Here is a 22,712-nt window from a genome sequence, read left to right as displayed (position 1 = left end):
CTGCCGGTGGGGGCCCTCCTCGTCGCCGGTCCTCAGTCCCCGGCGGGGGCGATCTGCGCCTGCGCCGTCAGCGACTCGGCGCCCTCGACGACGACCCACGTGATCGACGCCGCGCGCGAGGCCGCCAGGACGTCGCCCTCGGCCTGCCGGGCCGCCTCGACGAGCGCCGCGGGACCGGACACGGTGGCCGCCGACAGCGGCGTCTTCTGCGAGACCTTCGCCTCGCTCTTGACCTTGCGCAGCACCGACAGCGCCTGCCCCGCCGCCGGGAGCACGCCGCCCGCCGCCGCGTCGACCGTCCCCAGCTCGGGCAGCACGGGCCAGGCGGTGGTGTGCACCGACCCGTCCTGCCACCACGACCAGACCTCCTCGGCCGCGTAGGGCAGGAACGGGGCGAACAGCCGCAGCAGGGTCCGCAGCGCGATGGCCGCGGTCGCCCGGGCCGAGGCGGCCGGCCCCTCGCCGCGGCTGCCGTACGCGCGGTCCTTGACCAGCTCGACCCAGTCGTCGCAGAAGTTCCAGAAGAACTTCTCCGTCACGTCCAGGGCGGAGGCGTGGTCGTAGCGCTCGAAGGCCTCCGTGGCCTGCTGCACGACCACCGCCAGGCCCGCCAGCACACCGGCGTCGATCGGCTCGGTGACCGCGGCCGGGTCCGCGGCGTCCCCGCGCTCCACCCCCAGGCCGAGCACGAACTTCGAGGCGTTGAGCAGCTTCATCGCCAGCCGGCGGCCGATCTTCATCTGCCCCGTGTCGAACGTCGCGTCGGTGCCCAGCCGCGAGGAGGCCGCCCAGTACCGCACCGCGTCGGAGCCGAACTCCTCCAGCAGCGCCAGCGGCGTCACGACGTTGCCCTTGGACTTCGACATCTTCTTGCGGTCGGGGTCCAGGATCCAGCCCGACAGCGCCGTCCGCGCCCAGGGCAGCCCGCCGAACTCCAGGTGCGAGCGCACCACGGTGGAGAACAGCCAGGTGCGGATGATGTCCTGCCCCTGCGGCCGCAGGTCCATGGGGTACACGCGGGAGAACAGGTCCTCGTCGCGCTCCCACCCGCCGGCCAGCAGCGGCGTCAGCGACGACGTCGCCCACGTGTCCATGACGTCGGGGTCGGCCGCGAACCCGCCCGGCACGCCGCGCTGGTCCTCGGTGTACCCCGGGGCGGGCTCGGCCGCGGGGTCCACCGGCAGCGCGTCCTCGGAGGGGGTGACGGGGGAGTCGTAGACCGGCTCGCCGTCGGCGTCCAGCGGGTACCACACCGGGAACGGCACGCCGAAGAACCGCTGCCGGGAGATGAGCCAGTCGCCGTTCAGGCCCGAGACCCAGTGGTCGTAGCGGTGCTTCATGTGCTCGGGGTGCCAGGCCAGCTCCGCGCCGCGCCCCAGCAGCGCCGAGCGCAGCTCGCCGTCGCGGCCGCCGTTGCGCAGGTACCACTGGCGGGTCGAGACGACCTCCAGCGGGCGGTCGCCCTTCTCGTAGAACTTCACCGGGTGCACGATCTTCTTGGGCTCCCCGACCATGTCGCCGGAGGCCTGCAACGCCTCCACGAGGGTCTTCTGGGCGCTGAACACCGTCGCCCCGGCGATCGTGGCGTAGACCTCCTCGCCCGGGGTCCCCACCAGCCAGGCCGGGGTCTCGCGCAGCAGCCGGCCGTCGCGGCCGATGACGGCCCGGTTGTCCAGCTGCAGCTCGCGCCACCAGGTGATGTCGGTCGTGTCGCCGAAGGTGCAGATCATCGCGATGCCGGACCCCTTCCCGGGGTCGGCCAGCTCGTGGGCCAGGACGGGCACCTCGACGCCGAACAGCGGCGTGCGCACCGTCGTGCCGAACAGCGGCTGGTAGCGCTCGTCGTCGGGGTGGGCCACCAGCGCCACGCACGCCGGCAGCAGCACCGGGCGGGTCGTCTCGATGAAGACCGTCCCGCCGCCGTCGGTGCGCTGGAAGCCCAGCCGGTGGTAGGCGCCCTCGGTCTCCCGGTCCTCCAGCTCCGCCTGGGCCACGGCCGTGCGGAACGTCGTGTCCCACAGCGTGGGGGCCTGCTGGGAGTACGCCTCCCCGCGGGCCAGGTTGCGCAGGAACGCCCGCTGCGCCGTGGCGCGCGAGGTCGCCGAGATCGTGGAGTACGTGTGGGACCAGTCGACCGACAGGCCCAGGCGCCGCCACAGCGACTCGAACACCTGCTCGTCCTCGGCCGTCAGCCGGTCGCACAGCTCCACGAAGTTGCGCCGGGAGACCTGGACGAAGTCGCGGTCGTTCTTCGGGGCCTTCTCCGGCGGCACGAACGAAGGGTCGTACGGCAGCGACGGGTCGCAGCGCACGCCGTAGTAGTTCTGCACGCGGCGCTCGGTGGGCAGGCCGTTGTCGTCCCAGCCCATCGGGTAGAAGACGGACTTGCCGCGCATGCGCTGGAAGCGGGCGACCACGTCGGTGTGGGTGTAGCTGAAGACGTGACCCACGTGCAGCGACCCCGACACCGTGGGCGGCGGGGTGTCGATGGAGTACACGTCGGCGCGCTGCGCGGTGCGGTCGAAGGCGTAGGTGCCGGAGTCCTGCCACTGCGGGGCCCAGCGCTCCTCCAGGCCGTCCACGGTGGGACGGTCGGGTACCTCGACGCCGGGCGCGGTGGTGGCGCGGAACTGCGCTGCGGGCGGGGCCGAGGGGGTGGTGGCGTCGGACATGGCCCCATCATCCCAGCCCCGGCCCGCGCCCCGCGCCGCTGCCCCGCCCGTCCGCAACGGTGCGGTCACGACGCTTGAGGTGGGCCGCGGGCCGGCCGATGCAGGGGCGTGGACTTCCGGCACCGGTTCCTGCCCTGGCAGGCCTACACCGCCTTCGGCGCGGTGTTCGGCGTGCTGGGCCTGCTCGTGCCCGCGGGGCTGCTGCACGACGCGCTGTTCTCCGTCGTCAGCCTGTCCGCCGCCGCGGCGACGGCCGTCGGCGCGCGGCTGCACCGCCCGCAGCGGGCCTCGGCGTGGTGGCTGCTGGCGGCCGGTCTGCTGTGCTGGGCCCTGGGGGACGTCAGCTACGCCGTCTGCTACGACTGGCTGGGCTGGGACGCCTACCCCAGCGTCCCGGACGTCTTCTACGTCGCCGCCTACCCCCTCATCGCGGCGGCCATGCTGCGGATGGCCCGCCAGGCCCGGCCCGGCTCCGACCGCGAGGGGGTCATCGACGCGGCGATCCTGGCGGTCGGCTTCGGGATGCTGTCGTGGACCTTCCTGGTCCGGCCGGCCCTGCACACGCTGCCGCAGGACCTGCCCGCCGGGCTCGTCGCCCTGGCCTACCCCGTCGGCGACGTCGTCGTGCTCGCCATGCTGGTGCGCGTCTTCTCCGCGGCCGGGCACGGCTCGCGCGCCTTCACCCTGCTGGCCGGCGCCGCCACGGCCATGCTGACCGCCGACGCGCTCTGGCAGGCCGCCGAGGCCTACTCGACGCTGGACGCGACCTGGATCGACTCCGTCTTCGTCCTGTCCTACGTCCTGTGGGGCGCCGCGGCGCTGCACCCCTCCATGCGGCGCCTGTCCGACCCGTCCCCGGCCACCCGCGACGAGTTCAGCCGCCTGCGCCTGGTCGTCCTGACCGCCGCCAGCCTCCTGTCGCCGGGCACCCTGGGCGTGGAGCTCGCCCTCGGCCAGCCCACGCAGGGCTGGGCCGTCGTCATCAGCTCCTCCGTCCTGTTCGTCCTCGTCGTGGCCCGCATGTCGGCCCTGCTGGGGCGGCTGCGCGAGCAGACGGCCCTGCTGGGCGACCTGGCCCGCACCGACCCCCTCACCGGGCTGCTGAACCGCCGCAGCGCCGACGCCGAGCTGGAACGGGTCCGCGCCCGCGCCCGGCGCGACGGGGTCCCCCTGGTCGTCGCCCTCCTGGACCTGGACCACTTCAAGGCCTTCAACGACACCCGCGGCCACCCCGCCGGGGACCGCCTCCTCGTGGGGGCGTCCGCGGCGTGGCGCGAGACCCTTCGCGGCAGCGGCGTCCAGCTGGCGCGCTGGGGTGGGGAGGAGTTCCTCGCCGTGTCCTGCGGGAGGGCCCCCGAGCAGGTCGAGCAGCTGCTGGACCGGCTGCGCGCCGTCGTGCCCGAGGGGCAGACCTTCTCCGCGGGCGTGGCCCGCTGGGACGGGCAGGAGGACGTGGCCGCCCTCGTGGCGCGCGCCGACGCGGCCCTGTACGCCGCCAAGCACGCCGGCCGCGCCTGCACCCGGACGGCCCACGACCCGCGGGAGCGCGTGAGCCCGGGACGGTGACGTGTGCGAAGCTGCACGCAACCAGCGACGACGACGTCCGCAGGAGCTCCGCATGCCCAGCTTCGCCAGCACCATCGCCCAGCACGCCCGCACCCGGCCCGACGACGTGGCCGTCCGCCTCGACGACCACGCCCTGACCTGGCGCGGCCTCGACGACGCCACCGCCCGCGTCGCGGCGCTGCTGAGGTCCCGGGGCGTCCGTCCCGGGGACCGGGTGGCGCTCATCGCCCCCAACGTCCCGCACTTCCCGGTGCTGTACCACGGGATCCTGCGCGCCGGCGCGGTCGTGGTCCCCGTGAACCCGCTGCTGCGCGGGCGCGAGGTCAACCACCTCTTCGCCGACTCCGGCGCCGTCCTGGCCCTCGTCTGGCACGCCGTGGCCGAGGCCGCCCACGCCGGCGCCGTCGGCACCGGCACCCGCGTCCTCGTCGTCGAGCCGGGGGCGACCAGCGCCCTGCTGGCCTCCGTCGACCCCGACCCGCACGTGCACGAGCCGGACCCGGACGACACCGCCGTCATCCTCTACACCTCCGGCACCACGGGGGCCCCCAAGGGCGCCGAGCTGAGCCACCGCAACCTGCTGAGCAACGCCGTCACCAGCCAGGAGCAGCTCATCCGGCTGGGGGAGGGCGACACGATCCTCGGCGCGCTGCCGCTGTTCCACGCCTTCGGGCAGACCTGCGCCATGAACACCGCGGTCGTCGCCGGGCGCACCATGACGCTGCTGCCGCGGTTCACCGCCGCGGCCGCGCTCGCCCTCGTCCAGCGCGACCGCGTCACCCACTTCGCGGGCGTGCCGACCATGTACGTCGCGATGCTCAGCGAACCGACGGCCGGCGACTTCGACCTGTCCTCGTGGCGCTCGTGCGTCTCGGGCGGGGCCTCCCTGCCGGTGGAGGTGCTGCGCGGTTTCGAGGAGAAGTACGGCGTCGTCGTGCTGGAGGGGTACGGGCTGAGCGAGACGTCCCCGGTGGCCTCCTTCAACCGCCCCGACGTCCCGCGCAAGCCCGGCACCATCGGCCTGCCCGTGCGCGGCTGCGAGATGGACCTGCGCGCCGCCGACGGCACCCCGGTCACCGAGGGGGTGGGCGAGATCGTCATCCGCGGCGAGAACGTCATGAAGGGCTACTGGCGCAACGAGGTCGCCACGGCCCACGCCTTCGTCGACGGCTGGTTCCGCAGCGGGGACCTCGCCACCCGCGACGCCGACGGCTACTACACGATCGTCGACCGCGCCAAGGACATGATCGACCGCGCCGGGTACAACGTGTACCCGCGCGAGGTCGAGGAGGTCCTGTACGAGCACCCCGCCGTCGAGCAGGCCGCCGTCGTCGGCTTCCCCGACCCCCTCGTGGGGGAGGAGGTCGGGGCCGCCGTGGTGCTCAAGGAGGGCGCCACGGCCACCCCCGAGGAACTCGTGGAGCACGTCAAGGGCCAGCTCGCGGCCTACAAGTACCCCCGGCGCGTGTGGATCGTCGACGAACTGCCCAAGGGCCCCACGGGGAAGGTCCTCAAGCGCCAGATCAAGCCCCCGGTACGAGAGGAAGCACAGCCATGACCGGTGTGGACTACTACGACATCGCCGCCGACCTCACCGAGCAGGAGCGCTCGGTGTGGGAGACCGTCCGCGGTTTCGTCGACGAGAAGGTGATCCCCGTCGCCGGGGGCTTCTGGGAGCGGGCGGAGATGCCGCTGGACCTGCTCAAGGAGTACGGGCAGCTGAACCTCGTCGGCGACGGCCTCCAGGGCCCGGGCGTCCCGTCCCTGAGCCACACCGCGGCCGGGCTGGTGACGATGGAGCTGTCCCGCGGGGACGGCAGCTTCGCCACGATGCTCGGCGTCCAGGCGGGCCTGGCGATGCGGTCCATCGCGTTCCTCGGCTCGCCCGAGCAGAAGGAGCGCTGGCTGCCGCCCATGGCGCGGCTGGAGGTGCTGGGCGCGTTCGGCCTGACCGAACCCGACCACGGTTCCGACGCCGTGGCCCTGGCCACGACGGCCCGGCGCGAGGGCGACGAGTACGTCCTGGACGGCGCCAAGCGCTGGATCGGCTTCGGGACGGTCTGCGACGTGTGCGTCGTGTGGGCCCGCGGGGAGGACGGGCAGGTGCAGGGCTTCCTCGTCGAGCGGGGCACCCCCGGCTTCGAGGCGACCGTCATCGAGGGCAAGGCGTCGCTGCGGGCCATCCACAACGCGCACATCACGCTGACGGGGGTGCGGGTCCCGGCGGCCAACAGGCTGCCGGGCGCGAACAGCTTCCGCGACACCGGCCGGGTGCTGTCGGCCACCCGCGCCGGCATCGCCTGGGGGGCCCTGGGCCACGCGCTCGCCGCCTACGAGACGGCGCTGGCGCACTCCCTGGAGCGCAAGCAGTTCGGCCAGCCGATCGGCAGCTTCCAGCTCGTGCAGGACAAGCTCGTGCGGATGCTCGCCGAGGTCACCGCCATGCAGCTGTTCTGCCTGCGCGTGGGCAAGCTCGCCGACGCCGGCCGGCTCACCGACACGCAGGCCTCCCTGGCCAAGGTCAACGCGACCCGCAAGGCCCGTGCCGTGACGGCGATGGCGCGCGACCTGCTGGGCGGCGACGGGATCCTGCTGGAGAACCGCGTCGCGCGGCACATGGCCGACGTGGAGGCCCTGCACACCTACGAGGGGACGGAGTCGATCCAGACCCTCATCGTGGGCCGCCACCTCACGGGCCTGTCCGCCTTCACCTGACCGGTCCCGCACCGGGACCCCCGGTGGGGTCCCGGCGCGGGGCCTCGAGGGCCCGCAGCCTCAGGCCGCGGGGGCCGCGGGGTGGAACCGGCGCCCGGTGACGCGCTCGCTGGCCCCGACGCGGTCCAGGTACGGGGTGATCCCGCCGGTGGACAGCGGGTGCCCGGTGCCCAGCACAAGGCACACGTCGACCTCCTCCGGCCCGGCCACGACGCCCTCGTCGAGCACGCGCCGGACCTCGTCGGCCAGGGCGTCCTGCACGTTCCGCAGGACCTGCTCGCGCGTCAGCGGCGCGTCGCCCACCTCGAACAGGCCCGCGTCGGCGCCCGTCGCGGCGACCGGGCCCTTCGGGGTGACGAGCTCGGGCCCCCCGGCCTCGACCCAGCGCCGCAGGTTCGCCGAGACGCGGTAGCGGTCGGGGAACGCAGCGGCCAGGGTCTCGTGGACGTGCAGCATGACGGCCGGCCCGACGAAGTGCGCCAGCCGGAACGGCGACATCGGCAGCCCGAGGGGGTCCAGGGCGTGCTCGACGTCCATCAGCGGCGTCCCGGCGTCCAGGGCCCGCAGGACCTCGTCGAACATGCGCGTCGAGATCCGGTTCACGACGAACGCGGGGGCGTCGCGCACCAGGACGCACGTCTTCTTCAGCGCCGCGCCGACGGCGAACGCCGTGGCGAGGGTGGCGTCGTCGGTGGCGGGGGTGCGCACGACCTCCACGAGCGGCAGCACCGCGACGGGGTTGAAGAAGTGGAACCCGACGAACCGCTCGGGGTTCTTCAGCACCGAGGCCATCCCGGTGACCGGCAGCGAGCTGGTGTTGGTGGCCACGACGGCGTCCTCGCGCAGCAGCGGTTCCAGCTCGCGCAGCACGTCCTGCTTGACGCCCAGCTCCTCGAAGACGGCCTCGACGACGAAGTCGCACCCGGCGAGCGCGCCCTTGTCCACCGACCCCGACACCGAGGCGGTGAGCCGGTTGACGGTGTCCTGCGTGATGCGCCCCTTGGCCAGCAGGTCCTGCACGCCCTGCCGGACGAACCCGACGCCCTTCTCGACGCGCTCGGCGGAGACGTCGGTGAGCACGACGGGCACCTGCAGGCGGTGCAGGAACAGCAGGGCCAGCTGCGAGGCCATCAGCCCCGCCCCGACGACGCCGACCGAGTTCACCGCCCGCGCCGCGGTGCCGGGGGCGCCGGTGGGCCGGCGGCCGTGGCGCTGGACGAGGTCGAAGGCGTACAGCCCGGCGCGCAGCTCCGGGGAGACCCCCAGGTCGGCCAGGGCCTCGTCCTCGGCCGCGAAGTGCTCCTCGCGGGAGTTCGTGCGGGAGGCGGCGATGAGGTCCAGCGTCCGGTACGGGGCGGGGGCGGAGCCGTGGACGCGGGCGTCGGCGACGGCCCGGCCGCGGGCGACGGCGGCGTCCCACTCCTGCTCGGTCGCCGGGTCGCGCCGTTCCACGACGGTCCGCCCGGCCAGGACGGAGTCCGTCCAGCGCAACGACTCCACGAGGAAGTCGGCGGGGTGGAACCGCACGTCGGCGATCCCGGCGTCGAACGCCTGCGGACCCGTCAGCGTCCTGTTGCCGGCCAGCGCGTTCTCGATCGCGACCCGCACGGCGACGTCGGGGCCGGCCAGCCGGGGGAGCAGGTGGGTGCCGCCCCAGCCGGGCACCAGGCCCAGGTACGCCTCGGGCAGGCCGACGCCGCGCACCGCCGAGGAGATCGTCCGGTGGGTGCAGTGCAGCGCCAGTTCCAGCCCGCCGCCGAGGGCGAGGCCGTTGACGTACGCGAAGGTCGGCACGGGCAGGGTCGCGAACCGTCCCAGGACGCGGTGCCCGAGCCGCCCCAGGGCCAGGGAGTCCTCCCGCGAGGGCGTGCGGGCCACCTGCTTCAGGTCGGCCCCGGCGCAGAACACGCCGCCCACGCCGGTGACGCCGACCGCCACGACGCCCTCGTCCCGGACCAGCCGCTCGGCCTCGTCGAGGGCGGCCGACAGCTCCTCCAGGACCTCCGGGCCCAGCACGAAGGGTTTGCGCGGGTCGCCGGGGTCCAGGGTCAGCAGCGCCGCCCGCCCCGCGCCCGTCCCGCCCCCGGCCCGGGGCAGGTCCAGCCCGCGGACGTGCACCGGCATCAGTTGGCCCCTTCCCAGTTCGGGTTCTCCCACAGCACCGAGCCACCCTGCCCGAGCCCGACGCACATGGCCGTGAGCCCGTAGCGGACCTCGGGGTGCTCGGAGAACTGCCGGGCCAGCTGCGTCATGAGCCGCACGCCGGAGGCGGCCAGGGGGTGGCCGATGGCGATGGCCCCGCCGTAGGGGTTGACCCGCGGGTCGTCGTCGGCGATGCCGAAGTGGTCCAGGAAGCTGAGGACCTGCACGGCGAAGGCCTCGTTGAGCTCGAACAGGCCGATCTCGTCGATGCCCACCCCGACCCGGCGCAGCAGCTTCTCGGTGGAGGGGACGGGGCCCAGGCCCATGACCTCCGGTTCGACGCCGGCGAAGGCGAACCCGACGAGCCGCATCCGCGGGGTCAGGCCGAGCTCGGCGGCGGTGTCCTCGGCCGCGACGACGCAGGCCGTCGCCCCGTCGGTCAGCGGGGAGGCGTTGCCGGCGGTGACCCGCCCGTGCGGGCGGAAGGGGGTGCGCAGGTTCGCCAGGGCCTGCACCGTCGTGCCGGGGCGGGCCAGCTCGTCGGCGGTGGCCAGCCCCCAGCCCCGCTCCGCGCTGGCGGAGGCGACGGGCACGAGGTCGGCGCCGACCTGGCCGCTCGCCACGGCCTTGGCGAACTTCTCCTGGCTGGCGGCGGCGAACGCGTCGGCCCGCTCCCTGGTCAGCTGGGGGAACCGGTCGTGCAGGGCCTCGGCCGTCTTGCCCATGTCCAGGGCGTCGGGGGAGACGATGCGCTCGGTGAGGAACCGGGGGTTGGGGTCCATCCCGGTCCCCAGGGGGTGCCGGCCCATGTGCTCGACCCCGCCGGCCAGGGCGACGTCGACCGCCCCGACGGCGATGGAGGCCGCCGTCGTCGTGACGGCCGTCATGGCCCCGGCGCACCAGCGGTCGACGGCGTAGCCGGGCGTCGTCACGGGCAGGCCCGCGAGCAGCGCGGTGCTGCGGCCGAGCACGAGGCCCTGGTCCCCGCTCTGGGTGGCCGCCGCGATCGCGACCTCGTCGACGCGCTCGGGCGGCAGGGACGGGTTGCGCCGCAGGAGTTCGCGCAGGCAGGCGACGACGAGGTCGTCGGCGCGGGTCTGGGCGTGCAGGCCGTCGGGACGGGCCTTGCCGAAGGGGGTGCGGACGCCGTCGGCGAAGACGACGCTCCGTCCGGGCGGAGCGGTGTGGGCCACAGGACCTCCTCGTCGTGGGTGCGCTCGGGCCCACCGTACGCGCCGCCGGAGGTAAGCGGTACCGCGGGTCCCTGGTAGTTGGCCGGGGTCCACCGGGCCGCCGGGGGAAGACCGCCGGGCCCGCGCCGGTTACCATGACCGCACAGGCGACGATCCGGCCATCACCGGTGAGCCTCCGGAAGAACGGGTCGGCCACGAGCGGGCCCCACTAGAACCGGGCGGGTCCGGCCCGCGTGAGCACGCCGGACGAGAGAGGTCACCCGCGGCGCGGGTGGCAAGCGGGGTGGTACCGCGGCACCGCCGGCCCCGGCGGCGTCGTCCTCGCGGCTGGAGCGGTTCAGTCGAGGAGACACGGTGTCCGAGGACGTCACGGAAGCCCCGCCGACCGGGGCGGAGACCACCGGCAGCCCCAGCTTCCCCGAGATCGAGCAGCGCGTCCTCGACTCCTGGGCGGCCGACGACACGTTCCGCGCCAGCGTGCGGGCCCGCGAGGGGTCCGCGGCCGGGGAGTTCGTCTTCTACGACGGCCCGCCCTTCGCCAACGGGCTGCCGCACTACGGCCACCTGCTCACCGGGTACGTCAAGGACCTCGTCCCGCGCTACAAGACCATGCGCGGGTACCAGGTCGAGCGCCGGTTCGGCTGGGACACCCACGGCCTGCCCGCCGAGGTCGAGGCCGAGAAGCAGCTCGGGATCACCCACAAGTCCGAGATCGACGCGCTCGGCGTCGCCGCCTTCAACGACGCCTGCCGCACCTCGGTGCTGCGGTACACGAAGGAGTGGGAGGCGTACGTCACCCGCCAGGCCCGCTGGGTCGACTTCGACAACGACTACAAGACCCTCGACACCGACTACATGGAGTCGGTCATGTGGGCCTTCAAGACGCTGTGGGACAAGGGCCTGGTCTACGAGGGGTTCCGCGTCCTGGCCTACTGCTGGCGCTGCGAGACGCCCCTGAGCAACTCCGAGACCCGCCTGGACGACGTCTACCGCAACCGGCAGGACCCCGCCGTCACCGTCGGGTTCCGGTTCACCGACGCCGGTGACGACCTCGACGGCGTCCTGGGGCTCATCTGGACCACGACGCCCTGGACGCTGCCCAGCAACCTCGCGATGGCCGTGCACCCGGACCTGGAGTACGTCGTCGTCGCCGGCACCGGCGAGCACGAGGGACGCAGGTTCCTGCTCGCCGCCGAGCGCGTCGGGCACTACGCCCGCGAGCTCGGCGAGGACCCGCAGGTCCTGACCCGCCACCGGGGCGCGGACCTGCTGGGCCGCACCTACACCCCGCCGTTCCCGTACTTCGCCGGCCGCGAGAACGCCCACCAGGTCCTCGCCGCCGACTACGTCACGACCGACTCCGGCACCGGCGTGGTCCACATCGCGCCCGCCTTCGGCGAGGACGACAAGCTCGTCACCGACGCCGCCGGGATCGTCCCCGTCGTGCCCGTCGCCTCCAACGGCACCTTCACGGCCGAGGTCACCGACTTCGCCGGGATGCACGTCTTCGACGCCAACAAGGAGATCGGCCGCGCCCTGAAGAACGGTCTCCCCAGCGGTGCCGTGCTGCTGCGGCTGGAGACCTACGACCACTCCTACCCGCACTGCTGGCGCTGCGGCAACGCCCTCATCTACCGCGCCGTCTCCAGCTGGTTCGTCAAGGTCACCGCGATCCGCGAGCGCATGGTCGAGCTCAACGAGCAGATCACCTGGGTCCCCGAGCACGTCCAGCACGGCTCCTTCGGCAAGTGGCTCGAAGGCGCCCGGGACTGGTCGATCAGCCGGAACCGCTACTGGGGCAGCCCCATCCCGGTGTGGGTGTCGGACGACCCCACCTACCCGCGCGTCGACGTGTACGGCTCCCTGGACGACCTCGAACGCGACTTCGGCGTCCGCCCGGCCGACCTGCACCGCCCGCACGTCGACGAGCTCACCCGGCCCAACCCCGACGACCCGACCGGGAAGTCGACCATGCGCCGGGTCCCGGAGGTCCTCGACTGCTGGTTCGAGTCCGGCTCGATGCCGTTCGCCCAGGTGCACTACCCGTTCGAGAACACCGAGTGGTTCGAGTCGCACTACCCGGGCGACTTCATCGTCGAGTACATCGGGCAGACCCGCGGCTGGTTCTACACCCTGCACGTCCTGGCCACGGCGCTGTTCGACCGGCCCGCGTTCCGCACGGCCGTCTCGCACGGCATCCTGCTCGGCGACGACGGCCGCAAGATGAGCAAGTCCCTGCGCAACTACCCCGACGTCTCCGAGGTCCTCGACCGCGACGGCTCCGACGCCATGCGCTGGTTCCTCATGAGCTCGCCGGTCCTGCGCGGCGGGAACCTCATCGTCACCGAGCAGGGCATCCGCGAGTCCGTGCGCCAGGTGCTGCTGCCGCTGTGGAACACCTTCCAGTTCTTCCAGCTGTACGCCGGCTCCTCCAGCCACACCCCGCGCTGGCGCACGAGCTCGCCCGACGTCCTGGACCGGTACGTCCTGGCCAAGCTGCACGACACCGTCGTGACGGTCACCGAGCAGCTCGACGCCTACGACATCGCCGGGGCCTGCGAGAGCGCCCGGCAGTTCTTGGACTCCCTCACCAACTGGTACGTCCGGCGCTCGCGCTCGGCGTTCTGGGACGGGGAGTCCGAGCGGGCGAAGGACGCCTTCGACACCCTGTACACGGTGCTGGAGACGACGACGCGCATGCTCGCGCCGCTGCTGCCGCTGGTCAGCGAGGAGATCTGGCGGACGCTCACCGGTGGCCGCTCGGTCCACCTGACCGACTGGCCCGACGCCCTCGACCTGCCCGCCGACCACGCCCTCGTCGCGGCCATGGACGAGGTCCGCGCCACCTGCTCCAGCGTGCTGGCGCTGCGCAAGGCCAACGGGCTGCGCGTCCGGCTGCCGCTGCGCGAGGTCGAGGTCCTCGTCGCGGACCCGGCCGCCCTGGAACCGTTCACGCAGCTCGTCGCGGACGAGGTGAACGTCCGGTCCGTCACGCTGGGCCCCCTGGAGGCGGCCGTGGAGCACGGCGTCGTCGCCAAGCTCACCGTCAACGCCCGGGCCGCCGGGCCCCGGCTGGGCAGGAACGTCCAGCAGGCCATCAAGGGGTCCAAGAGCGGGGACTGGGAGGAACGCCCCGACGGCACCGTCGTGGCCGGCGGCATCGAGCTCGTCGAGGGCGAGTACGAGCTGTCGACCGTCGTCGAGGGCACGGACACGGGCCTGGCGACGTCCGCGCTGGACGGCGGCGGTTTCGTCGTCCTCGACACGACCGTCACGCCGGAACTGGCGGCCGAGGGCGTCGCCCGCGACGTGGTCCGCCTCGTCCAGCAGGCCCGCCGCGAGGCCGGGCTGCACGTCTCGGACCGCATCCGGCTCACGGTCGCGGCCGACGGCCCCGTCTGGGAGGCGCTCGTGGCGCACCAGGACCTCGTCGTGACCGAGACGCTGGCCCAGCAGTTCGGGTCCAGCGGGTCGGCCGACGCGCTGGACGCCGGCGAGGCGACCCTCGTCGGGTCGGTCGAGGGGCACGAGGTGCGCGTCGCGGTGGAGAAGGTCGTGGAGGTGGACCGGTGAGCGACCCGAGGGACCCCTTCGACGCCGAGCTGGAGGAACTGCTGGGGCCGGTCGGGGACGGCACCGACGACACCGGCGAGGCCTTCGGCACCGACGGCCTGCGCCGCGGCCGCGTGCCGCAGGACCGCCGCTCCCCGCGCGTGGACGCCACGGGCCGGCTCGTGCCCGCCGGGCCCGTGCAGGAGGAGGACGACCGGTTCGCCGGGGTCGTCGAGCAGATCCTGGGCCGCAACCCCGAGCACCGGATCCACCCGACGCTGGACCGGGTGCGCGAGGCGTGCGGGCTGCTGGGCGACCCGCAGCTGGCCTACCGCGTCGTGCACCTGGCCGGCACCAACGGCAAGACGTCGACCGCGCGCATGGTGGAACGGCTGGTCCGCGAGCACGACCTGCGCACCGGCCGGTTCACCAGCCCGCACCTGGTGGACATCACCGAGCGCATCTCCATCGACGGCGAACCCATCACCCACGCGGCCTTCGTGCGGGCCTGGGACGACGTCGAGCCCGTCGTGACGATCGTCGACGCCCGCGCCGCCGAGCGCGGGGAACCGCGGCTGAGCTTCTTCGAGGTGCTCACCCTCATGGCCTTCGCCGCGTTCGCCGACGCCCCCGTCGACGTCGCCGTCGTCGAGACGGGCCTGGGCGGGACGTGGGACACGACGAACGTCGTGCAGCCCGACGTCGCCGTCGTCACGCCCGTCTCGATGGACCACGAGGCCTGGCTGGGCTCGACGATCGAGGAGATCGCCGCGCAGAAGGCCGGGATCATCAAGCACGGGGCCACCGTCGTGCTCGGCCGGCAGACCGAGGAGGCCGGCGGCGTGCTGCTGGCCAAGGCCGCCGCCGAGCGCGTCACCGTCGTGCGCGAGGGCCTGGACTTCGGCGTGGAGGAGCGGGCCCTGGCCGTGGGCGGGCAGCAGGTCTCGCTGCGCACGCGCGGCGGCCTGTACGCCGACGTGTTCCTGCCCCTGCACGGGGCGCACCAGGCCGAGAACGCCGCCACGGCCCTGTCGGCGGCCGAGGCGCTGCTGGCCCTGCCCGGCGGCACCCTGCCGCCGGGGCTGGTCGAGGCCGCCTTCGCCGACGTCACCTCCCCCGGACGGCTGGAGGTCCTGCGGACCTCCCCGCTGATCCTGGCCGACGCCGCGCACAACCCCGCCGGCGCGCAGGCCCTCGCGGCGGCCATCGCGGAGGCCTTCACGCTCAGCCGCCTCGTGGGGGTCGTCGCCGTCATGGGCGACAAGGACGTCGAGGGGGTGCTGCACGCCCTCGAACCCGTCCTGGCCGAGGTCGTCGTGACCCGCTCCAGCTCCCCGCGGGGCATGGAACCGTCCGAGCTGGGCGAGCTGGCCGAGGACGTGTTCGGCGAGGACCGCGTGCACGTCGTCGACCGGCTCGACGAGGCCATCGCCACGGCCGTGGACCTCGCCGAGGCCGAGGCCGGTGTCGGCGGGGGCATCGGCGGCTCCGGGGCCGGCGTCCTCGTCGCCGGGTCGGTGGTGCTGGCCGGGGACGCCCGGGCGCTGCTGGGGAAGGACGGGCGGTGAAGCGCAGCACCAGGCGGCTGTTCGCCGCCACGACGCTGACCTGCGAGGCCCTGCTGGTGTTCTTCGCGACGCTGGTGGCCTACGGGCTGGTCCCGATGCAGGACCGGCACGCCGGCTACCTCGCCGCGGGCGGCGCCCTGCTCCTGCTGTGCCTGGTGGCGGCGGGGACCCTGCGCTCGCGGGTGGGGTACGCCCTGGGCTGGCTCGTGCAGGTGCTGCTGGTCGCCGGCGGGTTCGTGGTGCCCATCATGTTCGTCATCGGCCTGGGCTTCGCCGTCATCTGGTTCTTCGCCCTGCGCATCGGCGGCCGCGTCGACCGGGAGAAGGCCGAGGTGGCGCGGCGGCTGGCGGAGGGGTCCTGACGTCGCGGGCGCCGCGCCCGCGATGATGGGGTCCCGACCCCGAGGAGGACCCGTGCGCATCGCCGTCGACCCCAGCGCCGCCCAGCCGGCCGAACTGCTCGACCGTGACGTGTTCACGGCGTTCGACGTCGCCGTCCCCGCCGGGACGACCGTCTCGGACCTGTCCGCCGTGCTGGGGTCGGTGGGGGAGCTGGACGCGCAGGGCGAGGACGTGACCGCCGCCCACGTGCGGGTGTCCGTGGCCTGGCTGCGCGAGACCGCGCACGCCGAGGGGGCCGACGCCGGGTGGGACGAGCAGTTCGAGGGGATGCTCGCCTACGCCGAGACGAAGGGGTGGGTCGCCGAGGGCACCGTGCGGGCCCACGTCGTGACCGGCTGAGTCAGCGCAGCACCGGGAACCGGGCCGCCAGCGCGGGGTGCTGCGCCGCCACCTCCCCGGTCAGGGCCACCCGGCCGGTGCCGGCCAGGACGACCGTCGCGTCGTCCCAGTCCGCCGGCACCGCACCGCCGGCGAGGTCCTCGACGGTGCGGCGCGCCACCCGCAGCGCCGACGCGGCCGGGGGAGCGGCGACGAGGTCCAGGTCGAGGTGGTGGACGGCGAGCTCCACGGCCCAGCTGCCGAGGAAGTCCCCGGTGGACAGGACCTGGCCCTGGAACCCCACCCGGCCCGCCGGTGTCCGGCCCAGGCCGCGGCCCAGCGCCGCGACGGTCTCGGCGAGGTGGGCCGTCAGCGTCGCGGCGTCGGGGTAGGCGCGGGCGAACCCGTCGAGCAGCTGGGTCTGGCGCTGGGCGTCGGTCGTGGCGGGGTAGCCGGTCCAGTACCCGGCGGCGTCGACCGTCGCGGCGCCGGGGGCATCGGCGGCCTCGACGTCCAGCAGGGCCAGCGCCACCTCGTGCAGCCCCAGGTGGACGTGGACCAGCACGTGGGCGCACGACCACCCCGCGCACCGGCTGGGGGCGTCGAGGTCCTGGTCGGCGCCCAGGAGCACCGACCAGGACGCGAGCTCGTCGGCCAGGGCCGTGCGGCCCTCCTCGTGGGTCAGGTGCAGGGTCACGGCCGGTCCCGTCCCGTCCTCAGGCCTGGCCTCCGCTGGTGGCCGGGGACTCCTCGTCCATGTCCTCCAGCTCCCGGCCCTTGGTCTCGCGCACGGCCTTGCGGACGAAGACGAACGACAGCAGCGCGATGAGCGCGTACAGGCCGTAGGCGAACTGCAGGCCGATCCCGGCCAGCGCCGGGAAGCTCGTGGAGATGGCGAAGTTGGCCAGCCACTGCGCGGCGGCGGCCACCGCCAGGCCCGCGGCGCGGATCTTGTTCGGGAACATCTCGCCCAGCAGCACCCACACCACCGGGCCCCAGGTGGCGCCGAAGGAGATGACGTACACGTTCGCCGCGACGACGGCGATGGGGCCCCACGGGGCGGGCAGCGAGGGGTTCTCGGTGGTGCCGCCGGCCTGGGAGAACGCGACGGCCATGACGAGCAGGGACACGAACATGCCCGCCGACCCGACGGTGAGGAGGGGCTTGCGCCCGATCCGGTCGACGGTGGCGATGGCGATGAAGGTGACGACGACGTTGGTGACCGACGTGATGACCGACGTCGTGAACGCGTCGGACTCCTGGAAGCCGACGGCCTGCCACAGCGTCGTGGAGTAGTAGAAGATCACGTTGATGCCGACGCCCTGCTGCAGGACCGACAGCAGGATCCCGACCCAGACGACGGGCAGCAGCCCGAACCGGGGCCCGCGCAGGTCGCGCAGGCTCGGGTCGTGCTCGCGGCGCATCGAGTTGCGGATCTCGGTGACCTTGCGCTGCGCCGCCTCCAGGCTGCGGGTGCCGAGGACCTCGCGCAGCACCTCACCGGCGCGCTGGGTCTGCCCCTTGGCGATGAGGTAGCGGGGGGACTCGGGGACCTGCAGGGCCAGCAGCGCCCAGATCACCGACGGGACGACGCCCACGACGAACATCCACCGCCACGCCTCCCAGCCCAGCCAGGTGGTGTTGGCGGCGCTGCCGGCCGTGTTGGCGATGAAGGCGTCCGACAGCAGCGCGGCGAAGATGCCGATGGTGATGGCCAGCTGCTGCAGGGAGGCGAGGCGGCCGCGGATGTAGGCCGGGGCCACCTCGGCGATGTAGGTGGGGGCGATGACCGAGGCCACCCCGACGCCCACGCCGCCGACCACGCGCCACAAGATGAGGTCCCAGACGCTGAAGGCGAACGCCGACCCGACGGCCCCGATCGCGAAGAGGGCGCCGCCGACGACCATGACGGCCTTGCGCCCGAAGCGGTCGGCGATGCGCCCGGCGAACCACGCCCCGACGGCCGCGCCGAGCAGGGCGCAGGAGACCGCGAACCCGGACAGCCCCTTGGACAGGGCGAACTGGTCGGTGACGGCGTCGACCGCGCCGTTGACGACGGAGGTGTCGAACCCGAAGAGGAACCCGCCGATGGCGGCGACGATCGAGATGAGCACCACCTTCGTCGTGGTGCGCTTCTCGTCCTCGGCGTCGTGCGCCTGGTCGTGTGCTCTCTCCGAGCTCATCGGGCCCTCCTGCTGGTGCGGTGGTGCCCCGGTGCCGGAGCCCGTACCCGATGGTCCGCTCGTGCCGCGATCACCGCACCCCGAGCACCTGACCCTGACCGGGCCACCCTGCCCGCGGAAGGGGGGCGGGTGGGCTCAGGCGTCCTCGCCACGCGCCGTGGCGAGGTCGTGCGCGGCCAGGTCGACGGCCTCCTCGGCGCGCCGGGCGGCGTCGACGAGCCCGGCCAGGGCCGAGCCGTCCGGCAGGCGCGCGGTGCGCCCGGCGTAGGCCCTGGACAGCGAGCGCGCCTCGGTGGCCAGCTCGGCCAGCACCGCGGCGGCCTCCTCGCGGGCGCGGCGCAGCGCGTCCTCCTGGGCGGCGGTGTCCTCGCGGTCGTGGCGCACGGGGCCATCCTGCCGGACCCGTCCCGCTAGGGTCGGCCCCGTGACTGACACCAACGTCCAGCGGACCCTCGTCCTGGTCAAGCCCGACGGCGTGCGCCGCAACCTCTCCGGTGAGGTGCTGCGGCGCATCGAGGCCAAGGGCTACACCCTCGTGGCGCTCGAGCTGCGCTCGGCGACGCGCGAGCTGCTCGCCGGCCACTACGCCGAGCACGAGGGCAAGCCGTTCTACGAGCCGCTCGTGGAGTTCATGCTGTCCGGGCCCGTGCTGGCCGCCGTGGTCGAGGGCCACCGCGTCATCGAGGGCTTCCGGTCCCTGGCCGGCACGACCGACCCGACGACGGCGGCCCCCGGCACGATCCGCGGGGACCTGGGCCGCGACTGGGGCCTGAAGGTGCAGCAGAACCTCGTGCACGGCTCGGACTCCCCGGAGTCGGCCGCGCGCGAGATCGGCCTGTGGTTCCCCGGTCTCTGACCGATCAGTTCCCGCGGTCCCGGCGGTCGGTAGGGGCAGGAGGGCCGGAGCGTCGGAGCGCCGGCCCGTGAGCGACCGGGGAGCTCGTCGTGCGCATGGTCTTCATCAACCTGCCGGTGGCCGACAAGGAGGTCAGCAAGACCTTCTTCACGGCCCTCGGGTTCACGCTGAACCCGCAGTTCGAGGACGAGACCACGGCCTGCGTCGTGGTGGAGGAGAACATCGTCGTCCTCGTGCACGAACCGTCCAAGTGGCAGCAGTTCCTGCACAGCCAGGCCGCGCCGAAGGGCACGAACGAGGTCATGGTCGCGCTGTCGTGCGCCGACCGGGCCGAGTGCGACGCGCTCAAGGCCGCGGCCCTGGCCCACGGTGGCGGGGAGTACGCGCCGACGATGGACCTGGGCTGGATGTACGGCACGAGCTTCCTCGACCCCGACGGCCACGTCTGGGAGACCAGCTGGATGGACGTCGAGGCGGCGGCCGCGGCCGGCGGGATCGGCGAGCCCGCCTGAGCCGCGCGGGCCCGCCCGTCAGCGGCGGGCCCGCGGGCCCGGGCCGATGGAGGCCCGGTGCACGACGTGCGCGGGGAAGGACCGCACGCGCGCCGGCCCAGCGCCCTCCCCGTCCCCGGAGGCACCCGGACCGCTGTCCCGGCCGGTGCCGGGGTGCTGGACCTGCTCCAGCAGCAGCCGGGCGCACTCGGCCCCCACCTGCTCGATGGGCTGGCGCACGGCGGTCACGGCCGGGTCCACCAGCGGGGCCCACGGCGCGTCGTCGAAGCTGGCGAAGGACACCCGGCCCGGCAGGTCCTCACCGCGCTCGCGCAGCCGGGTCAGGACGTCCAGGGCGATGACGGCGTCGGAGGACACGACGGCCGTCGCCGGGTCCGGGCCGTCCAGGGCCCGGTCCACCAGCGCGGCCGTGGCGGCGGGGGAGTGGGCCCCGAAGAGGGTCAGGTCGGCGGGGAAGGGGACCCCGGCGTCGGCGAAGGCCAGGCGCATCCCGCGCAGGCGGTCGGCGATGGGGGAGCTGACCAGCTCCAGGTCGGGGTGGTCGAACTCCGGCTCCAGCGAGGTCAGGTAGGCGACGCGGGTGTGCCCGGCGGCCAGCAGCGCCCCGGTCAGCTCCCGCACCGCCGGGACGACGTCGACCCCCACCGACAGGGCCGGGACGTCCTCGCGGCGGCGGTCCAGCAGGACCACGGGGCGCCCGGTGGCGCAGGCCGCGCGCAGGTGGGCGGCCTCGAAGGAGGCGGCCGGGACGACGACGAGCCCGTCGACGCGCTTGTCGAGCAGCAGCCGCACCGCGTCGGCCTCGTCGGCGTGGCGCTCGGCGGTGTTGACGAGCACCACCTCGTACCCGGCGGCGTGCGCGACCTCGGAGATCGCGCGGGTGGCCAGCCCGAAGTAGCTGTTCTCGATGTCGCCCACGACCAGGCCGATGGTCCGCGAGCGGCCGGTGCCCATGCTGCGGGCCAGCTCGTTGGGCCGGTACCCCAGGGCGCGGGCGGCGGCGGTGACGCGGTCGCGCACCTCCGGGCTCACCGAGCCGTAGCCGCCGAGGGCGCGCGCGGCGGTCGCCTTGGCGACACCGGCCCGGCGGGCCACGTCGGCGGTGGTCGGCTCCCGGCGGCGGGAGGCGGGCTCGGTCATCGTCGTCCTGGGGCGCTGGGCACGGGAAAGTCTTAACACGGTGGAAACGCCAGGGGTTGACCGGTGGTCGGCGCGCCCTTTACGTTACCGGAGTTCCGCCATTGAGACCGGTCTCATACGCGGATGTTTGAGACCGGTCTCAATGCTCCCCCACCCTTCTCACGGAACGGCTGACCCATGACACGCCACACGACCCGCCGGGCCGTCCTCGCCGCCGCGCTCACCGCGGCGGGGCTCGCCGTCGGCGCCTGCAGCTCCTCCGGGACGACCTCCTCCCCGCAGGAGGACCCCTACGGCCTCATCCAGCCGGGCACGCTGCGGGTGGCCAGCATCGGCGACGCCAAGCCCTACACGTTCACCGACGCCCAGGGGGAGTTCACCGGGTTCGACGTCGAGCTGTTCCGCGACGTCGCCCGGCGCATGGGCATCACCGACGTCACCTTCACCGGCCAGGACTTCACCGCCATCCTGCCCGGCGTGGCCAACGGCCAGTTCGACGCCGGCGTGGCCGCCATCGGCATCACCGACCAGCGCAGGCAGACCGTCGACTTCAGCGACGGCTACCTCGCCGGCTACCTCACCGTCCTCACCACGCCCACCTCCGGCGTCACCTCGGCGGCGTCGCTGGCCGGCAAGCGCCTCGGCGTCGTCCAGGGCACCCTGCAGGACGCCTACGCCGCCAAGAACTTCCCCGACGCCGACCTCGTCCGGTTCCCGGACAACAACGCCGCCGTCTCCGCCCTCAACGGCGGCAGCGTCGACGCGCACTTCCTCGACTACGAGGCCGCGAAGTCCTACGTGCAGCAGTTCGGCCTCGTCGACGCCGAGGACATCCCCAGCTTCGACGCCCCCGCCGGGTTCGCCATCGCCAAGGGCAAGACCGCCCTGCGCGACGCGCTGGACGAGAACCTGCACGCGGCCATGGAGGACGGCACCTGGAAGCGGCTGTACGAGAAGTGGTTCCCCGGCTCGCCGATGCCCGAGCAGTACCTGCCCAGCGCCGAGCGGACCGGGACACCCAGCCCCTCCGGCACGCCCGCGGCGTCCTGACGGGAGCGACGTCGTGACCTGGTTCGAGACCATCTCCCGGACGTTCCTGGACGGTCAGGCGATGCTGGCGGTCCTGCCGCAGCTGCTCGCCACCGGCCTGAGGAACACCCTGGTCATCTCGCTGGCCGCCACCGTCATCGGCACCGTGCTCGCGATGGTCGTGGCCCTCATGGGGATCTCGACGTCGCGCTGGCTGCGCGTGCCGGCCCGCATCTACACCGACGTGTTCCGCGGCCTGCCGGCCATCCTCACCATCCTGCTCATCGGCCAGGGTTTCGCCCGGTTCAGCCAGTCGGTGTTCGGGCCCTCGCCCTACCCGCTGGGCATCATCGCCCTGGCCCTCATCTCCAGCGCCTACCTCGGGGAGATCTTCCGCGCCGGCATCCAGGCCGTCGACCGCGGCCAGCTGGAGGCCTGCCGCGCACTGGGCATGAGCTACGGCCGCGCCATGCGGCTCGTCGTCGTCCCGCAGGGGGTGCGGCGGGTGCTGCCGGCCCTGGTGAACCAGTTCATCGCCATCGTCAAGGACTCCAGCCTCGTGTACTTCCTGGGGCTGCTGACCTCCGAGCGCGAACTGTTCCGCGTCGGGCAGGACGCCGCCGTGCTGTCCGGGAACCTGTCCCCGCTGGTGCTGGCCGGGGTGTTCTACCTCGTCGTCACCGTTCCGCTGACCCACGTGGTCAACGTCGTCGACGCCCGGTTCCGCACCGGCCGCCGCGTCCCCACACCGCCCAAGAGCGGGCTCGACGAGGTCGCCGAACTCGCGCCCTCCGCGCCCGCCGGACCCCGCGGGAGCAGCCTGTGAGATCCACCGCCGAGAACCCCACCGCCCAGAACCCCACC

The 22,712-nt window shown here is 74.0% G+C and carries 18 protein-coding genes; 11 read left to right on the top strand and 7 right to left on the bottom strand.

Annotated elements, in window-relative coordinates; translation table 11 throughout:
* Nucleotides 1-32: 32 nt before the first annotated feature.
* Nucleotides 33-2,672 (bottom strand): valine--tRNA ligase, encoded by a 2,640-nt coding sequence (valS, locus tag BJ968_RS04515; protein WP_179749598.1) that lies wholly within the window; start codon nucleotides 2,670-2,672, stop codon nucleotides 33-35.
* 108 nt (nucleotides 2,673-2,780) lie between these two features.
* Here valS and BJ968_RS26330 point away from each other — a divergent pair, with 108 nt between their 5' ends.
* From BJ968_RS26330 to BJ968_RS04500, 3 genes are read left to right on the top strand one after another with little or no spacing between them, the layout of a single operon-like run.
* Nucleotides 2,781-4,238 (top strand): diguanylate cyclase domain-containing protein, encoded by a 1,458-nt coding sequence (locus tag BJ968_RS26330; protein WP_179749596.1) that lies wholly within the window; start codon nucleotides 2,781-2,783, stop codon nucleotides 4,236-4,238.
* A gap of 52 nt (nucleotides 4,239-4,290) precedes the next feature.
* A complete protein-coding gene (locus BJ968_RS04505; RefSeq protein WP_179749594.1) occupies nucleotides 4,291-5,796 on the top strand; it encodes a long-chain-fatty-acid--CoA ligase in 1,506 nt (501 codons plus the stop codon).
* A complete protein-coding gene (locus BJ968_RS04500; RefSeq protein WP_179749592.1) occupies nucleotides 5,793-6,953 on the top strand; it encodes an acyl-CoA dehydrogenase family protein in 1,161 nt (386 codons plus the stop codon). The genes BJ968_RS04505 and BJ968_RS04500 overlap by 4 nt, the downstream gene beginning before the upstream one ends.
* A 60-nt stretch (nucleotides 6,954-7,013) precedes the next feature.
* On the opposite strand, the gene BJ968_RS04495 is transcribed toward BJ968_RS04500, so the two are convergent.
* Entirely contained in the window at nucleotides 7,014-9,077 is a 2,064-nt protein-coding gene (locus BJ968_RS04495) for a 3-hydroxyacyl-CoA dehydrogenase NAD-binding domain-containing protein (protein WP_179749590.1), read from the bottom strand.
* Nucleotides 9,077-10,288, bottom strand: a complete 1,212-nt coding sequence (locus tag BJ968_RS04490; RefSeq protein WP_179749588.1) for an acetyl-CoA C-acyltransferase — start codon at nucleotides 10,286-10,288, stop codon at nucleotides 9,077-9,079. The genes BJ968_RS04495 and BJ968_RS04490 overlap by 1 nt, the downstream gene beginning before the upstream one ends.
* A gap of 354 nt (nucleotides 10,289-10,642) precedes the next feature.
* Between BJ968_RS04490 and ileS the strand changes: the two genes are divergently transcribed.
* The 4 genes from ileS to BJ968_RS04470 are packed head-to-tail and all read left to right on the top strand — an operon-like array spanning nucleotide 10,643 to nucleotide 16,149.
* On the top strand, nucleotides 10,643-13,861 hold the full coding sequence (gene ileS / locus BJ968_RS04485) for an isoleucine--tRNA ligase (protein WP_179749586.1): 3,219 nt from the start codon (nucleotides 10,643-10,645) through the stop codon (nucleotides 13,859-13,861).
* Nucleotides 13,858-15,408, top strand: a complete 1,551-nt coding sequence (locus BJ968_RS04480) for a bifunctional folylpolyglutamate synthase/dihydrofolate synthase (RefSeq protein WP_343077806.1) — start codon at nucleotides 13,858-13,860, stop codon at nucleotides 15,406-15,408. Before ileS ends, BJ968_RS04480 begins: the two co-directional genes overlap by 4 nt.
* Complete coding sequence (locus tag BJ968_RS04475) at nucleotides 15,405-15,770, top strand: DUF4233 domain-containing protein (protein ID WP_179749584.1); 366 nt, start codon at nucleotides 15,405-15,407, stop codon at nucleotides 15,768-15,770. The genes BJ968_RS04480 and BJ968_RS04475 overlap by 4 nt, the downstream gene beginning before the upstream one ends.
* A 52-nt stretch (nucleotides 15,771-15,822) precedes the next feature.
* Nucleotides 15,823-16,149 carry a hypothetical protein gene (locus tag BJ968_RS04470; protein ID WP_179749582.1) on the top strand — a complete coding sequence of 109 codons (327 nt, stop codon included), beginning with the start codon at nucleotides 15,823-15,825 and terminating at the stop codon, nucleotides 16,147-16,149.
* Between the two features lies 1 nt (nucleotide 16,150).
* Here BJ968_RS04470 and BJ968_RS04465 read toward each other — a convergent pair whose 3' ends face one another.
* The 3 genes from BJ968_RS04465 to BJ968_RS04455 all read right to left on the bottom strand — a co-directional run bounded on the left by BJ968_RS04465 (nucleotide 16,151) and on the right by BJ968_RS04455 (nucleotide 18,695).
* Nucleotides 16,151-16,825: a maleylpyruvate isomerase N-terminal domain-containing protein gene (locus tag BJ968_RS04465; protein ID WP_179749580.1), complete on the bottom strand. Its 675-nt coding sequence runs from the start codon at nucleotides 16,823-16,825 to the stop codon at nucleotides 16,151-16,153.
* Nucleotides 16,826-16,844: 19 nt separating this feature from the next.
* Entirely contained in the window at nucleotides 16,845-18,311 is a 1,467-nt protein-coding gene (locus BJ968_RS04460) for a sugar porter family MFS transporter (RefSeq protein WP_179749578.1), read from the bottom strand.
* A 135-nt stretch (nucleotides 18,312-18,446) separates the two neighbouring features.
* Complete coding sequence (locus BJ968_RS04455; protein ID WP_179749576.1) at nucleotides 18,447-18,695, bottom strand: hypothetical protein; 249 nt, start codon at nucleotides 18,693-18,695, stop codon at nucleotides 18,447-18,449.
* A 40-nt stretch (nucleotides 18,696-18,735) separates the two neighbouring features.
* On the opposite strand from BJ968_RS04455, the gene ndk reads away from it, so the two are divergent.
* Complete coding sequence (gene ndk, locus BJ968_RS04450) at nucleotides 18,736-19,167, top strand: nucleoside-diphosphate kinase (RefSeq protein ID WP_179749573.1); 432 nt, start codon at nucleotides 18,736-18,738, stop codon at nucleotides 19,165-19,167.
* A gap of 95 nt (nucleotides 19,168-19,262) precedes the next feature.
* Nucleotides 19,263-19,679, top strand: coding sequence for a VOC family protein (locus BJ968_RS04445; protein ID WP_218885476.1), 417 nt, complete (start codon nucleotides 19,263-19,265; stop codon nucleotides 19,677-19,679).
* An 18-nt stretch (nucleotides 19,680-19,697) separates the two neighbouring features.
* Here the strand turns inward: BJ968_RS04445 and BJ968_RS04440 are convergent, their stop codons facing one another.
* Nucleotides 19,698-20,819 carry a LacI family DNA-binding transcriptional regulator gene (locus BJ968_RS04440; RefSeq protein ID WP_179749568.1) on the bottom strand — a complete coding sequence of 374 codons (1,122 nt, stop codon included), beginning with the start codon at nucleotides 20,817-20,819 and terminating at the stop codon, nucleotides 19,698-19,700.
* A 177-nt stretch (nucleotides 20,820-20,996) separates the two neighbouring features.
* On the opposite strand from BJ968_RS04440, the gene BJ968_RS04435 reads away from it, so the two are divergent.
* On the top strand, nucleotides 20,997-21,869 hold the full coding sequence (locus tag BJ968_RS04435; protein WP_179749565.1) for an ABC transporter substrate-binding protein: 873 nt from the start codon (nucleotides 20,997-20,999) through the stop codon (nucleotides 21,867-21,869).
* Between the two features lie 13 nt (nucleotides 21,870-21,882).
* Nucleotides 21,883-22,674, top strand: coding sequence for an ABC transporter permease subunit (locus tag BJ968_RS04430; protein WP_179749563.1), 792 nt, complete (start codon nucleotides 21,883-21,885; stop codon nucleotides 22,672-22,674).
* Nucleotides 22,675-22,712 lie beyond the last annotated feature (38 nt).

The sequence above is a fragment of the Kineococcus aurantiacus genome (genome assembly GCF_013409345.1).
Lineage (GTDB): Bacteria > Actinomycetota > Actinomycetes > Actinomycetales > Kineococcaceae > Kineococcus > Kineococcus aurantiacus.
The sequence above is the reverse complement of the archived record's forward strand: the minus strand, read 5'-3'. Positions and strand labels throughout refer to the sequence as shown.

Coding starts and splice junctions, on each gene's coding strand:
- valS (WP_179749598.1), bottom strand. CDS start 2,672: ATGTCCGACGCCACCACCCCCTCGGCCCCGCCCGCAGCGCAGTTCCGC.
- BJ968_RS04505 (WP_179749594.1), top strand. CDS start 4,291: ATGCCCAGCTTCGCCAGCACCATCGCCCAGCACGCCCGCACCCGGCCC.
- BJ968_RS04500 (WP_179749592.1), top strand. CDS start 5,793: ATGACCGGTGTGGACTACTACGACATCGCCGCCGACCTCACCGAGCAG.
- BJ968_RS04495 (WP_179749590.1), bottom strand. CDS start 9,077: ATGCCGGTGCACGTCCGCGGGCTGGACCTGCCCCGGGCCGGGGGCGGG.
- BJ968_RS04460 (WP_179749578.1), bottom strand. CDS start 18,311: ATGAGCTCGGAGAGAGCACACGACCAGGCGCACGACGCCGAGGACGAG.
- BJ968_RS04445 (WP_218885476.1), top strand. CDS start 19,263: ATGGTCTTCATCAACCTGCCGGTGGCCGACAAGGAGGTCAGCAAGACC.
- BJ968_RS04440 (WP_179749568.1), bottom strand. CDS start 20,819: ATGACCGAGCCCGCCTCCCGCCGCCGGGAGCCGACCACCGCCGACGTG.
- BJ968_RS04435 (WP_179749565.1), top strand. CDS start 20,997: ATGACACGCCACACGACCCGCCGGGCCGTCCTCGCCGCCGCGCTCACC.